A 13,938-nucleotide genomic window follows, 5' to 3' on the forward strand; every position below is an offset into this window, starting at 1 on the left:
CTCATGTTGAGAATTCGATATTGGCTTGTCGTCACGTTACTGAATCGACGAGAACTCACACTCGTTTTAAAACCAGCCCGCACGCTTCACAGCGCCGCAGACATGGCCGGCCTCTTGCGAAGCCAAAACGAAGTGTTGTCTCTTGATAAACGTGACCGCCAAAGTCTCTTCCAGGACAATCCTTCCGGACCGTCCGCGACACTCCGCCGCCCACGTTTCTCTTTCTTCCAATCTTCAATTGTCAAAGAACAGACGAACTTGGTCGTCTCAACCCAAAGCCGAAGGCCACAGTCGCGTCCGCCGGTCAAAACCGGCCGTTCCTCGATCCGCATCCATTCGGAAACTTCAGAGCGAGTTCGTCAGTCGCTAGCAGCGCCGCCGCCCTCGTTGGTGAGGCGGTTTCTAGGCCCAACCCCCAACCAAGTCAACAGCCATTTTCGGAAAAATAGAAAAAACTTGCAAGTCATTGAAATCAAACAACCGACGCTGATTTTCGGCTGAAAGCATCGGGTTTTCAACCCGTAAGCGAGATCGGCCCCGGGGGCTCGCCCGGTCCGCTGGCTCTCACCTTGCCCGCATGCCCTTGACCGGCCCTAACGGCGGTCGGGCCAGCCTGCAAAGGCGCTTCCGCCGATCATGGCAGGGGTTTATGGAAGCAGGGAAGTGACAGGAGGCGAGACGGTGATGGATATCGTTACACAGGAGCAGGCGCGGAATGCCCTTCTAAAGATGGGCGGCGCGCCGGCTGCCCCTGTTGGGGCCGGCCGCGACGATTGCAGCGACAGAGATTGAGCCGGTGCAGAACGACGCCCCATATACTGCGAAGCTCGCCTCCGTGATCGCGCTGCCGAGCCTGCCGGTTTCGGAGGTGCTCCCCGCCATCTCGAACGCCCTGAGTGAAAAAACCCTGGCGGTGCTGGCTGCCCCGCCTGGCGCCGGCAAGACGACGCTGGTGCCGCTGCATATTCTGTCCGAACCGTGGCGCGGCGACGGCCGGATCATCCTTCTCGAACCGCGGCGGCTTGCGGCGCGGGCGGCCGCAGGGCGGATGGCGGAGCTGCTGGGCGAGAAGATCGGCGAAACCATCGGCTACCGGATGCGGCTGGAAAGCCGCGTTTCGTCGAAGACCCGGGTTGAGGTGGTGACGGAGGGCGTCTTCGCCCGCATGATCATCGACGATCCGGAGCTTTCCGGGGTCGTGGCCGTGCTCTTCGACGAGTTCCACGAACGCTCGCTCGACGCCGACCTCGGCCTGGCGCTGGCGCTTGATACCCAGGGGGCACTTCGGGAGGACCTGCGCATACTCGTCATGTCGGCGACCCTCGACGTCGCTGGGGTTTCGCGGATCATGGGCAATGCCACGGTGATCGAGAGCGCCGGACGCAGCTATCCGCTCGAGATCCGCCATGCCGCACGTCCCGCCGGTGAGCGGATCGAAGACAGCATGGTGCGGTCCATCCGCGAGGCGCACGCCGGCGAGGCCGGATCGATCCTGGCCTTCCTGCCCGGCCAGGCCGAAATCCGCCGGACGATGGAGCGGCTGGAGGGGCGGTTCGGCGGCGAGACGATGCTCGTGCCGCTCTACGGCAACCTGACCCAGCAGGAGCAGGACGAAGCGATCCGACCGCCGCCGGCGGGCCGGCGCAAGATCGTGCTTGCAACCGCGATCGCCGAGACCTCGATCACCATCGACGGTGTGCGCATCGTCGTCGACAGCGGCCTGCAGCGGCTGCCGGTGTTCGAGCCGTCGACCGGCATCACGCGGCTGGAAACGGTGCGCGTCTCGCGCGCTTCGGCCGAGCAGCGGGCCGGCCGTGCCGGGCGCACGGAGCCGGGCATCGCCATTCGCCTCTGGCATGCCGGCCAGACCGCCGCGCTGCCAGCTTTTACGCCCCCGCAGATTCTCGCAAGCGACCTGTCGGGTTTCGTGCTCGACCTGGCCCAGTGGGGTGTGACCGACCCGGCCGACCTGAAATTCATCGATCCGCCGCCGGCGGCGAGCTTCGAGGAGGCGCGCGCCCTGCTTCGGCTGCTCGGCGCCATCGACGCGTCCGGGCGGCTCACGGCGGCGGGGCGGAAGATGCGCGCGCTGGCATTGCCGCCCCGGCTGGCGGCGATGGTCATTGCCGCGGCGAGCGAAGGACGGGCGGCGGATGCCGCATTGCTGGCCGTGCTTCTGACCGAACAGGGGCTCGGCGGCACCTCGCTCGACCTTGAGGAGCGGCTGCGGCGGTTCAAGGGCGAGCGCGGCGAGCGGGCCGAGTCGGCGCGCCGCCTTGCCTCAAGAATTGCGGAAGCCGCTGGCGGTGCGGCCGGAGCAAAAATGGTGTCGCATCCAGGCGCCCTGCTGATGCATGCCTTCCCGGACCGGATCGCCCTGCAGCGCGGCGGCCGCGGGCGCTTCGTGATGGCGAACGGGCGCGGAGCGGAGCTGCCGGAAACCGAACGGCTCGCCGGCAGCCAGATGCTCGTCATCGCCGACCTCACCGGCCAGGCCGGACGCCAGCGCATCCTGGCCGCCGCCGAGATCGGCCGTGCCGAGGTCGAGGCGGAAATGGCTGGCAGCATCGTTACCGAGGAACAATGCCTGTTCGATCCGGCGAGCCGGCAGGTCCGCGCGCGCCGGGTGACGCGGCTCGGCGCGATCATCTTCGAGGAGACGCCCCTCCCCCGCCCATCGGGGCCAAAAGCGGCGCAGGCACTCGCCGACGGTGTTCGCCAGCTGGGACTGCAGGTCCTGCCCTTCTCGAAATCCGGCGGCCAGTTGCGCGAGCGCATCGGCTTTCTGCATCGCAGTGTCGGAGCGCCGTGGCCGGACATGAGCGATGAGGCGCTGCTGGCACGGCTGGCCGAATGGTTCACCCCATTCCAGGAGCAGGCGCGCGGCCTCGACGACATCAGCCCGTCGAGCCTGTCGGAGGGGATGATGGCGCTCGTGCCCTACGAATTGCAGCGGGACATCGATCGGCTTGTGCCCACCCATTTCGAAGCGCCGACCGGCCAGCGCCATCCGATCCGCTATGACGGCGCCGAGCCGACGCTGCCGATCCGCGTGCAGGAACTTTTCGGGCTGCGTCAGCATCCCTCCGTCGCCGGCGGTCGGCTGCCGCTGCTGCTCGAATTGCTGTCGCCGGCGCACCGGCCGATCCAGACGACGCGCGACCTGCCGGGCTTCTGGGCCGGATCGTGGAAGGAGGTGCGATCCGAGATGCGCGGACGCTATCCGCGCCATCCCTGGCCGGAGGACCCGGCCGAGGCCGCGCCGACGACACGGGCGAAGCCGCGTGGTACATGAGGAACAGAAGACGCAGTAGCGGCAGAAGCGCCAAGCACTGCTACCCTGTCTGGATCGCCTGGAGACATCGCCGGAATGACCGTGCCGACCCATCACGACATCATGGACATCAGCCACAGCCAGCACCTGCGGCTGGAAACGCTGATCCGGCTCCGGTGGCTGGCGGTCGCCGGGCAATCGATCACGGTGATCGCGGTCGCCTTCTGGCTCGCCTTTCCGCTTCCCCTGGTAGCGTGCGCGGTGCTGATCGCCCTGCTCGCCGCCGTCAACTTCTATCTTGCCGTGCGCTATTCGCCCGCGCATCGGCTGACGCCGGCGGCCGCGCTTGCGCTGCTCGCCTTCGACCTCGCACAATTGATGGCGCTCCTGTTCATCACCGGCGGCCTCGCCAATCCCTTCGCGCTGCTGATCTGCGTGCCGGTGATCATCTCGTCGTCGGCGCAGCCGATCCGCTACAGCCTGGTGCTCGGCATCCTCGCCGTTGCCGGGATCACGGCGCTCGCCTTCACGCCGTATCCGTTGCCGTGGTTTCCCGGGACCCTTCTGGTGCTGCCGCCGGTGCTCACGGCCGGATACTGGATCGCCATCGTTTCGACGACCGCCTTTGCCGCCTTCTATTCCTACCGCGTCTCGCTCGAGGCCTCGGAACTCTCGGACGCGCTGGCTGCCACCGAACTGGTGCTGCAGCGCGAGAAGCACCTGTCGCAACTGGATGGCCTTGCCGCCGCAGCGGCGCATGAACTGGGAACGCCGCTCGCCACGATCAGTGTCGTGGCCAAGGAGATGGAGCGCGAACTCGGCGCCGACCCCCGTTTCGGCGAGGACGTGCAGCTGTTGCGCAGCCAGAGCGAGCGGTGCCGCGACATCCTCCGTCGGCTCACCACCCTGTCGGCGGAGGACGAGGAGCACATGCGCCTGCTGCCGCTCTCCTCGCTGCTCGAAGAGGTGATGGCGCCGCACCGCGAGTTCGGCATCCGGATGACGCTGGTTGAGACGAGCGATCGCAAAGGCGAGCCCATCGGCCAGCGCAATGCCGGCATTCTCTACGGGCTCGGCAACCTGCTCGAGAACGCCGTGGACCATGCGCGTGAAGAGGTGACCGTCACCGTCAGCCACACGGCCGACCGGGTCACGCTCGTGATCGAGGACGACGGCGAGGGCTATGCGCCCGACATCCTGCTCAGGATCGGCGAACCTTATGTCACCAAGCGGCAGCGCGACGACCGGGCCGGCGGGCTCGGTCTGGGGTTGTTCATCGCCAAGACATTGCTGGAGCGCTCCGGCGCGCGGCTGACGTTCGGCAACCGGCAGGGCGGAGCACCCGGCGCCCGGATCGAGGTCGAGTGGCCGCGTTCGCGCATGGACGTCAAGCTGGCGAAATGACTTTACCCTCCATGCCGAACCGGTCATAACAAAACGGACGGAAACCGAGGAAAATCAGCGCGGACTGGCATGATGACAGAAAACACTTCTGCCCCCGATGCGGCTTCAGACGACGCCGACTACATCGGCCCGGATCGCTCCCTTCTGATCGTCGACGACGACGCGCCTTTCCTGCGCCGGCTGGCCCGCGCCATGGAAACGCGGGGGTTCATCGTCGATGTCGCCGAATCGGTGGCGGAAGGCATCGCCAAGGCGAAGGGCGCACCGCCGAAATATGCGGTGATCGATCTGCGGCTCGGCGACGGCAGCGGTCTCGACGTCATCGCCGCCATCCGCCAGCGCCGCGACGACACGCGCATCATCATGCTGACCGGCTACGGCAACATCGCAACGGCGGTGAACGCGGTGAAGCTCGGCGCCGTCGACTACCTGGCGAAGCCCGCCGATGCCGACGACATCTTTGCCGCCCTCACCCAGAGGCCGGGCGAAAAGGCGGAACTGCCGGAAAACCCGATGTCGGCCGACCGGGTGCGTTGGGAGCACATCCAGCGCGTCTACGAAATGTGCGACCGCAACGTCTCCGAGACGGCACGCCGGCTCAACATGCACCGACGCACGCTGCAGCGCATCCTCGCCAAGCGCGCACCGAAATAAGTATCCGGGTCAGTCGCGGTTGCCGGAAACGATCGCCGCCATTTCGGTACCCTCGCCCCCCCCTGTCGGTCAGGAGCTCCGCCTGCAACAGGCGGCTGGCCGCGATCCGGGCGAAGGAAAAGGTTACCGACTTGCGGGTCGGCGGCGCGATCCGGTGCTCGGGCGCCTCGCGGGTGACGTGTGCGCCATAGCCGTCCGAGACGATCAGCCCGCATTCCTCCGGAAAAATATCCAGCGGGACACCGCGATGGGTGGCGAAGAACAGACGATCGCAGTGAAAGCGGTAGTCCGGCCATTTCCGGTCGACGCGAAAATCCTCGATCGACGTCTTGATCTCGACGATCCAGATCTCGCCCTTCGGCGACAGGCTGACAAGGTCGGCGCGCCTGCCGCTCGCAAGCGTCATTTCCGCCAGGACCGCATGGTTCAGCTCGGCGAACAGCCGCTGGACCCCGCGCCGGACCATCATCGCACGCTCCGACTGCCGGCCATCGACCAGCGGATTATCGTTGTGCAGCGATACGATCGTCATCGGCAGATCTCCAGGCGAGCGCGATTCCCGCACCTTAGCAGATCACGCTTCGATGCGCCTTAGCCGCCGGGCGTGGCGAGATTGTTGCAAAAAAGCAATCCGACCACTTTTTGCTGCCTTGCAACCGCCGACATCGGGGCCCGCGCTTGCAATTCCGGGCTCTATCGAAAATAAACCATCGCCGACGAACGTCCGGGAGTCCTGGACGTCTCACCCCCTAGTTGAAGAGAATTCGATGCGCCTTCGCACTGCCCTGCTTCTGTGCGGTCTTGCAGCGTCCACGACGCTTGCCGCCTGCTCTTCCGTTCCCGCCGACGCGCCGGTCATCGGCGAGAAGGTCGCGACCAACCAGATCTTCACCTCCGAATACGGTCCGATCGAGGATCACGGCTACACGCTGCCGGCGATTCCGATCAAGCGGGTCGATTCCAAGTTTCACCGGCAGATCGTCGATTATCGGACCAGCGAGAAGCCGGGCACGATCATCGTCAATACCCCGACCCGCTTCCTCTATTTCGTACTGCCGGGTGGCAAGGCGGTGCGTTACGGCATCGGGGTCGGCAAGCAGGGCTTTGCCTGGGAGGGCGAGGCCTATATCGCCTGGAAGCAGGAATGGCCGATGTGGCATCCGCCCGAGGAAATGGCCGAGCGCAAGCCGGAGATTGCCAAGTACGTCAAGGAAGGCATGAAGCCGGGGTTGACGAACCCGCTCGGCGCCCGCGCGCTCTACCTTTTCAACGACAAGGGCCATGACACGCTGTTTCGCATTCACGGCTCGCCGGAGTGGGCCTCGATCGGCACCGCCGCCTCCTCGGGCTGCATCCGCATGATCAACCAGGACATCATCGATCTCTACAGCCGCGTCCGCCCGGGCAAGGGCGCGCGTGTGGTCGTGCAGCAGTAAGACTGCTCATCAATGCTGATGAGAAAGGCCGCCGGTCATCCCGGCGGCCCTTTCTATTTGTGCCGGCCTGTTCAATCGCGGGAAGGTCTAGGCCCAGCGGGCGGCCTTCAACTCGCGGCGTCGGCGGTGGAGGACGGGTTCGGTGTAGCCGTTCGGCTGCTCGCGGCCCTTCAGTACCAGTTCGCAGGCCGCCTGGAAGGCGACGGAGGCCTCGAAATCCGGCGCCATCGGCGTATAGAGCGGATCGCCGGCGTTCTGGCTGTCGACGACTGCGGCCATGCGCTTCATGGTCTCAATGACCTGCGCCTCCGTGACAACCCCATGATGCAGCCAGTTCGCCATGTGCTGGGCGGAGATGCGCAGCGTCGCGCGGTCCTCCATCAGGCCGATATCGTTGATGTCCGGCACCTTCGAGCAGCCGACACCCTGGTCGATCCAGCGCACCACATAACCAAGGATGCCCTGTGCATTGTTGTCGAGGTCGCGCTGGATCTCCTCCGGGCTCCAGTTCGGCCGCACGGCGACCGGCACAGAGAGAATGTCGGAAAGCCGGGCGCGGGGCCGGCTCTTCAGCTCAGCCTGAACCGACGCGACGTTGACCTTGTGGTAGTGGGTGGCGTGCAGCGTCGCCGCCGTCGGCGACGGCACCCAGGCCGTGTTGGCACCTGCCTTCGGATGGGCGATTTTCTGTTCCAGCATCGCCGCCATCAGGTCCGGCATGGCCCACATCCCCTTGCCGATCTGGGCATGGCCGGATAGGCCGCATGCGAGGCCGATGTCGACATTGGAGTTCTCGTAAGCGGCGATCCAGGCTGCCTGCTTCATGTCGCCCTTGCGGATCATCGGGCCGGCTTCCATGGAGGTGTGAATCTCGTCGCCTGTGCGATCAAGGAACCCGGTGTTGATGAAGAAGACCCGGTCCTTCGCCGCCCGGATCGATTCCTTCAGGTTGACGGTGGTGCGCCGCTCCTCGTCCATGATCCCCATCTTGACCGTGTTGGGGGCAAGGCCCAGCGCTAATTCCACCCGGTCGAAGAGCTTGCTGGCGAAGGCGACCTCCTCGGGTCCGTGCATCTTCGGCTTGACGACATAGATCGAACCCGCGCGCGAATTCCTCCGCCGGCCGTTCGGGCCGATGTCGTGCAGCGCGATCAGCACCGTCACCATGGCGTCCATGATGCCTTCCGGCACCTCGCGGCCATCCTTGTCGAGGATGGCCGGATTGGTCATCAGATGCCCGACATTGCGCACCAGCATCAGCGACCGGCCCTGAAGGGTGATCGTCGACCCGTCCGGCGCGGTATATGTGGGATCGGGATTCAGCCTGCGGGTGAAGGTCCGGCCCGCCTTTTCCACCTCCTCCTCGAGGTCGCCCGTCATCAGGCCGAGCCAGTTTCGGTAGACGACAACCTTGTCGGCCGCATCGACGGCGGCAACCGAGTCCTCGGCATCCATGATCGTCGTCAGCGCCGCTTCGATGCGAACATCGGAAATGTGCGCGGCATCGCCGCGGCCGATCTCCGTGGAGGCGTCGACCACGATCTCGATGTGAAGGCCGTTGTTGCGCAGAAGAATGGCGCGCGGAGCGACCGGCTCGCCGGCATAGCCCGCAAACTTTTCCGGCGACGCGAGGCCGGCGACTGCGCCGCTTGTAAGGGTGACGCTGAGAACGCCGTCCTTGACCGAGAACGCGCTGGCATCGCTCCAGGTCGCCCCTGAGAGGGGGGCGCTCGCATCGAGGAAATCGCGCGCCCATGCGATAACCTTCGCGCCGCGCTTCGGATTATACCCCTTGCCGCGGGCTGCGCCGTCCTCGTCGGAAATCGCGTCGGTGCCGTAAAGCGCATCGTAGAGCGAGCCCCAGCGGGCGTTAGCGGCGTTCAGCGCATAGCGGGCGTTCATCACCGGCACGACCAGTTGCGGACCGGCGACCGTCGATATCTCCGGGTCGACATTGGCGGTGGTGACGGTGAAGTCCGGACCCTCCGGCACGATGTAGCCGATCTGCCGCAGATAGGCCTCGTAGGCGGCCAGATCGGTCGGCGCGCCGTTCGCCTTGTACCAGTCGTCGAGCTTCTGCTGCAGAAGATCGCGCTTTTCGAGCAGGGCCCGGTTCTCCGGCGCCAATTCTCCGACGATCCCGGCGAACTCCGAGAAATAGCGGTCCGCGTCGACGCCCGTCCCCGGAAGTGCCTCCTTGACGAGGAAGTCCAGCAGTTCGCTGTCGAAGGAAAGCCCGTATTTCTCGGTGTAACTCATCTGGTGCGCTCCGTTTGTGCGGGAACTGTCACCGTCCCCTGGATGCTGCCACTTTTCAGAGCCTTCATTCACAGTCAATTCGGCGATGGTTCAATGGATTTGTTCCATGCCGGAACAAATCCATTAGAGCTCAAGAGCGATGCGCGGGCGCCCGCTCGCGGTGGCGGTGAAGCGCGCCTCGACCAGCTTCCGCCGCCCCTCGACCTCGGGCGCGTCGATCGCTTCGGTCAGGGTGACGGCCGGTTCGTCGGCACCGCTGAGCCGGGCCGCGTGCAACGCCGCGCTGATGGCACGCTCGCGCGCCAGCGAGAACGCCGCCTCCTCGTCCACGAGCCGTACGCTCTCGCCTGCTCCGCCGACGATAAACAGCCCCTCTTCAGGGCTGGTGACAAAGACCGTGATGCTCTCGCGGACCTGGCCGACGACAGCGCCGATCGCATTGGCGACGTCTGCATCGGTCGGAATGATGGACTCGGCCCCGAGCATGGCGGCGATCGCGGGATAGTAGACCGGCGCCGACGCCCCGAGACCGATCAGCGGACGATCGAGGTGGACGCGAAACTGGACGATGCCGCGCATGCGCTGCAGCGCCCGGTCGACCGGTAGCGATTCGGCCGGGTCGATCGCACCGGCGCCGTCCTCGGCAAGGCAGGCCGCCATGATGACGTCAGCGGACTGCCGGGTCAGCCGGTCGACGATCATGCCCGCCAGTTCCGTCGCCGAGCCGGCGATCGGACGGCCGGAACCGTCCTTGGCACGGGCGGCGAGCTCCAGTCCCAGCCTCGCGGCTTCGCGGTCCCACTGGTTCTGCCGGCCGAGCACGTGCATCGCGTCGGAAGGGGTGATCGCGCAGAGGTGCACGAGCCCGCGCCCGACGAGCCGATCGAGCGTCGCCTTCTGCAACGTGTTCGTCAGCAGCGTGTCGAGGGCGACCGGCACGGCACCGATCCGTTCGTACAACGCCTGTTCCTGCGGCTGAAGACCGCTGGCGAGATGTTCCGGCACGCCGGTGCGCACCGCGAAGCGGCCCTCATTGCGCGCCACGTGCTGGCTGCGGAGCTGACGCTCCAGCGCCGCGTGCATGACCTCGCCATGCACCGCAGCGGCAAGGCTCAGCGGCAGGAAGCGCCGCGGCCCGAGATCGAGCCGCGCGGCAAGGCCGCGATCGTTGATGCGCACCTCGGAATCGCCGCCGAGCCCGTAAGTGCGCATGGCGACGGCCTCGACCATCGTGCGGTAGCCGCCGACGACCGCTCCGTCGGCGTCGAGCCGGGGACGGCCCTGGTCGAGGACCGCCACGTCGGTCGTCGTGCCGCCGATATCGGAAACCACCGCATCGTCGCGGCCGGTAAGGTGGCGCGCGCCCACGAGGCTTGCGGCCGGGCCCGACAGGATGGTTTCGATCGGCCGCAGCCGCGCCTCGGCGGCGGAGATCAGCGCGCCGTCGCCGCGCACGACCATCATCGGGACGTGAATGCCGCGTTGCTCCAGATACCGCTCGCAGGCCCCGATCAGCCGGTCGATCATCGACACGAGCCGGGCGTTCAGCAGCGTCGTCAGGGCGCGGCGCGGGCCACCGAGCTTGGACGACAGCTCGTGGCTGCAGGTGACCGGGAGCTTGGAGATCTCACGGATCCGGTCGCGCACACGCAGCTCGTGCGCGGGGTTGCGAACGGCAAAATAGCCCGCGACGGCGAAGGACGAGACAGTGGCGGAGAGTTCGGGAAGGGCGGCGTCCAGGGCCGTCATGTCGAGCGGGTTCTCGTTGCCGTGCACATTGTGCCCGCCAGGCAGGAAGATGACCGGATCGCTGCCGAGTGCCTCGGCAAGTCCGTCGCGCTTCAGGTCGTCGGGAGCGAAGCCGATCATCACCAGTCCGGCACGGCCGCCCTGGCCCTCGACGAGGGCGTTGGTGGCGAGCGTCGTTGAAAGCGACACGAGGCTGATGGCCGTCACCGGCACCCGCGCCTCCTTCAGCACCGCCTCAACGGCCCCCGAAATACCGACGGCGAGGTCGTGGCGGGTGGTCAGCGCCTTGGCCTTGGCGACGACGCCCGTTGTTTCGCTGAAAAGCACGGCATCCGTGTAGGTTCCGCCAGTATCGATACCGAGTAACAAATGATCTGCCACGGGAATTTTCCGGTGTCTGCGGCCAATCCGAACGGCTGGCCAGGAATGGTCGTCACCGATCTATTGCATCTTACACGGGATTGCCACAGCCCCACCCGCGACAGCTTCTGTCGGGGTGCCGCCGCATCGATACACGGGCGGATTCCGGCGAGGACCAGGGCTGTGCGGTCAGACGGACGAAGCGGCGCCCGGGCGCGCGCTGACCCGCATCGGCAGGCCATTGGCCGGCTGGGTCGTCAGCCGCTGCACCGGCCAGGGCCTGGTCGCTGCGGTGACGTCGAAGCGGAAGCGGTGCATGAGCACAGCAAGCGCCACGACGGCCTCCTGCAGCGCGAAGGTCGCGCCGATGCAGACGCGCGGGCCGGCGCCGAAGGGCAGGTACTGGAAGCGGTCGATGCGGTCGCGATTTTCCGGCAGGAACCGCTCCGGCATGAAGGCCCGGGGGCGGTTCCAGTAGAGCTCGTGCCGGTGCAGGGTCCAGGGCATGATGAGGACGGTGATCCCCTGCGGAATGTCGACCACCTCCCCTTGCGGACTGGTCCAACGGTCCGCCTCGATCGCCGCCCGGTTGATGGACGGCGCCGGCGGGTAGAGCCGCATGCCCTCCTCAAAGGCGGCGCGCGTCCGGGGCATCAGCTCGAGCCACTCGACGGGCTCGGCACCCGAGGCCAGCACCTGGTCGATTTCCGCCTCCATGTCCTTGCGGACGTTGGGACAGTTGGCGACGCAGTAAAGCGTCCAGGCGAGCGCCCGCGCCGTCGTCTCATGACCGGCACCGATGAAGGTGAGAATGTTGTCCTCGATCTCGCCGCTCGTCAGGCCGTCGGATCCGAGCTGTTCGAGCAGAAGGGTCAGCAGATCCTTGGGGACGGCGTCGGGCTCCGCCTTCATCCGCTCCAGTCGCATGTCCATCGTGCGGCGCACGATCTCCCGGAACTTGTCGAGCACCTTCCGTCCGCCGATCCGCGTCAGCCGCGGCACCCAGGCGGGCGCCTTGAGGAGGTCCATCGGGTCGACCCGGCCCATGCGGTGCAGCAGCGCATTGACGTCATCGGCGAAGTTGCTGGAGGACGCGATCTCGCCGGAAAAGAGCGTGTCGGCGAGGATCGCGAAGGTCAGTTCCGTCATATCGGTGGAGATGTCGAAGACCACGCCTTCCGCTCCCGCGCCGGCATATTTCTCCGCGTATCGCTCGGATTGTCGCAGCATCTGTCCGGCGAAGCCCTGCGAATGTCGCGGCGTGAAGATCGGCGCGACCGCCTTGCGCGAGCGCTTCCAGACTGCCCCTTCCGCCGTCAGGAGGCCATCGCGCAGGATCGGCCGAAGGACGAGCTGGCGCACGTCGGCCATGCGGTAGTTCCTGGCATTGTCGACGAGAATGTGCCTGATCAGCCCGGGATCGTTGACGATCAGCGTGTGCTCGCGGAAGAAGCGCGTCTCGATCCACGGCAGCGTGTAGGACGGCACGCCCCAGAGCTCCAGCGGGTTGCGCAGGATGGTTCGGATGATCTCCAGGCGCGAGGGCGGCACCGTACGCGGCTCGGGCGCCGGCGGCTCGAATGGCTCGGGGCGCATATCCATCAGAACCCTCGCACATGTCGCAATCGCGGCGGACGGCACCGCCGGCGGCCAACTGAATGGCCGCGCCTGGAGACGGAGTTTAGAGCAGGCCCTGCAGTTCGGCCAGCTTGTCGTTGACCAGCCAGCCGTAATAGTTTTCCTCCGGCCAGGCCGTCGGATCCTCGGCGCGGCGCCGGGCGAAAGCGCTGGCACGCGCGTCGGGGTCGCCGACATTGTAAAGCGTTGCCGTGATGCCGGGGTTGCCGGAGATGTCGACGCCGCCGATCTGCTTGTAGGCGTCGATCGAGTGGCGCAGCGCCGCCGCCATGTAGGCGAGCGAGATGTCCGGATCCATGATCGCCTGGTAGACGCCGGAGGCATTCTTCTCGTCGAGCCGCTCGTAGCCCGAAATCCGGGCGACCATGTCGGTCAGCATCAGCGCTGTCAGCGGATTGATCTGGCCGAGCCCGAAAGTCTGCCCGGCATAGAAGGGCTGGAAGAAGACAGCGCTGAAGCGATTGTCGGGGTAGGCTGTTCCTCCAACAACCCGGCCCCGGAACTTCCGGTCCCAGACCGACTCGCGGCAGGACCAGAGGGCGTAGGAACCTTTCCTGCTTTCACAGGCGGAAAATTCGGGCCGCTGGACGAACTGGTCGACGCGCTCGCCATCATATGCGAATCGAAAGCGGTCGCCGGCATAGGCTGCCGCCTTGATGTAATAGCTCTGCAGCCGATCATAGGCGTCGACGTTATAGGTGTGCTCGCCGACGATGGCACCGATCATGTGGATCGGCGCGATGCCGTATTGCGCCGCCGTCGACCTGATCTTGCCGAGCAGTTCGCGATCGGTGGCGAGCAGATCGCGCACCTTCTCGTACTTGGCGTCAAAGCTCGTCCGGCCAGCCTTGGTGCGGCGCACGGATGCGCCGGGCACGGGCGGCTGTTCGGCATGCCGGTTGCCGGCAGGGACGACATCCATGGCCCGTACGGCGGGGGCGCCGGCAAACAGGGCAGCGGCAATGGCAAGCATTGTCAGCAGATGTCGCACGTTCCGATATCTCCAATGGTCGCAAGCCATTCAGGTCGGCATGAGCCGCCAGTTTCGCGGAACCCCATGTAGGCCAATCATGTCGGAATGATGCCTGGCCTTGCGGGAATGCGAAAACGAGCCGCGTTTCTAGATGGAAGCGCGGCCCCTGTCGAGGCGATGCGATCGATTTC

At 66.2% G+C, this 13,938-nt stretch carries 10 protein-coding genes; 5 read left to right on the forward strand and 5 right to left on the reverse strand.

Features of this window, described 5'->3' with window-relative positions:
* The 4 genes from C7449_RS21915 to C7449_RS06990 form a co-directional block, all read left to right on the forward strand.
* Positions 1 to 501: hypothetical protein (locus C7449_RS21915; protein ID WP_210204705.1), on the forward strand; the 501-nt coding region annotated here is incomplete at its 5' end.
* A 334-nt stretch (positions 502 to 835) separates the two neighbouring features.
* Positions 836 to 3,295, forward strand: a complete 2,460-nt coding sequence (gene hrpB / locus C7449_RS06980) for an ATP-dependent helicase HrpB (protein ID WP_108002640.1) — start codon at positions 836 to 838, stop codon at positions 3,293 to 3,295.
* A gap of 75 nt (positions 3,296 to 3,370) precedes the next feature.
* The gene (locus C7449_RS06985) at positions 3,371 to 4,678 is read left to right on the forward strand and encodes an ActS/PrrB/RegB family redox-sensitive histidine kinase (RefSeq protein WP_108002095.1); all 1,308 of its coding nucleotides are present in this window, start codon (positions 3,371 to 3,373) and stop codon (positions 4,676 to 4,678) included.
* Positions 4,679 to 4,750: 72 nt separating this feature from the next.
* Positions 4,751 to 5,332: an ActR/PrrA/RegA family redox response regulator transcription factor gene (locus tag C7449_RS06990; RefSeq protein WP_374828288.1), complete on the forward strand. Its 582-nt coding sequence runs from the start codon at positions 4,751 to 4,753 to the stop codon at positions 5,330 to 5,332.
* On the opposite strand, the gene C7449_RS06995 is transcribed toward C7449_RS06990, so the two are convergent.
* The gene (locus C7449_RS06995; protein ID WP_108002097.1) at positions 5,277 to 5,864 is read right to left on the reverse strand and encodes an MmcB family DNA repair protein; all 588 of its coding nucleotides are present in this window, start codon (positions 5,862 to 5,864) and stop codon (positions 5,277 to 5,279) included. The two genes, C7449_RS06990 and C7449_RS06995, sit on opposite strands and share 56 nt — an antisense overlap.
* 235 nt (positions 5,865 to 6,099) lie before the next feature.
* Here C7449_RS06995 and C7449_RS07000 point away from each other — a divergent pair, with 235 nt between their 5' ends.
* Positions 6,100 to 6,768: a L,D-transpeptidase gene (locus C7449_RS07000; RefSeq protein ID WP_108002098.1), complete on the forward strand. Its 669-nt coding sequence runs from the start codon at positions 6,100 to 6,102 to the stop codon at positions 6,766 to 6,768.
* Between the two features lie 87 nt (positions 6,769 to 6,855).
* Here C7449_RS07000 and C7449_RS07005 read toward each other — a convergent pair whose 3' ends face one another.
* The 4 genes from C7449_RS07005 to C7449_RS07020 form a co-directional block, all read right to left on the reverse strand.
* Positions 6,856 to 9,027, reverse strand: coding sequence for a malate synthase G (locus C7449_RS07005; protein WP_108002099.1), 2,172 nt, complete (start codon positions 9,025 to 9,027; stop codon positions 6,856 to 6,858).
* A 123-nt stretch (positions 9,028 to 9,150) separates the two neighbouring features.
* Complete coding sequence (locus C7449_RS07010; protein ID WP_108002100.1) at positions 9,151 to 11,157, reverse strand: hydantoinase/oxoprolinase N-terminal domain-containing protein; 2,007 nt, start codon at positions 11,155 to 11,157, stop codon at positions 9,151 to 9,153.
* A gap of 168 nt (positions 11,158 to 11,325) precedes the next feature.
* A complete protein-coding gene (locus tag C7449_RS07015) occupies positions 11,326 to 12,738 on the reverse strand; it encodes a cytochrome P450 (protein ID WP_108002101.1) in 1,413 nt (470 codons plus the stop codon).
* Positions 12,739 to 12,817: 79 nt separating this feature from the next.
* Positions 12,818 to 13,765 (reverse strand): DUF1402 family protein, encoded by a 948-nt coding sequence (locus C7449_RS07020; protein WP_170115819.1) that lies wholly within the window; start codon positions 13,763 to 13,765, stop codon positions 12,818 to 12,820.
* Between the last annotated feature and the right edge of the window lie 173 nt (positions 13,766 to 13,938).

The organism is Mycoplana dimorpha (assembly GCF_003046475.1).
Lineage (GTDB): Bacteria > Pseudomonadota > Alphaproteobacteria > Rhizobiales > Rhizobiaceae > Mycoplana > Mycoplana dimorpha.

Coding starts and splice junctions, on each gene's coding strand:
- C7449_RS07015 (WP_108002101.1), bottom strand. CDS start 12,738: ATGGATATGCGCCCCGAGCCATTCGAGCCGCCGGCGCCCGAGCCGCGT.
- C7449_RS06985 (WP_108002095.1), top strand. CDS start 3,371: ATGACCGTGCCGACCCATCACGACATCATGGACATCAGCCACAGCCAG.
- C7449_RS06990 (WP_374828288.1), top strand. CDS start 4,751: ATGACAGAAAACACTTCTGCCCCCGATGCGGCTTCAGACGACGCCGAC.
- C7449_RS07000 (WP_108002098.1), top strand. CDS start 6,100: ATGCGCCTTCGCACTGCCCTGCTTCTGTGCGGTCTTGCAGCGTCCACG.
- C7449_RS07005 (WP_108002099.1), bottom strand. CDS start 9,027: ATGAGTTACACCGAGAAATACGGGCTTTCCTTCGACAGCGAACTGCTG.
- C7449_RS06995 (WP_108002097.1), bottom strand. CDS start 5,864: ATGACGATCGTATCGCTGCACAACGATAATCCGCTGGTCGATGGCCGG.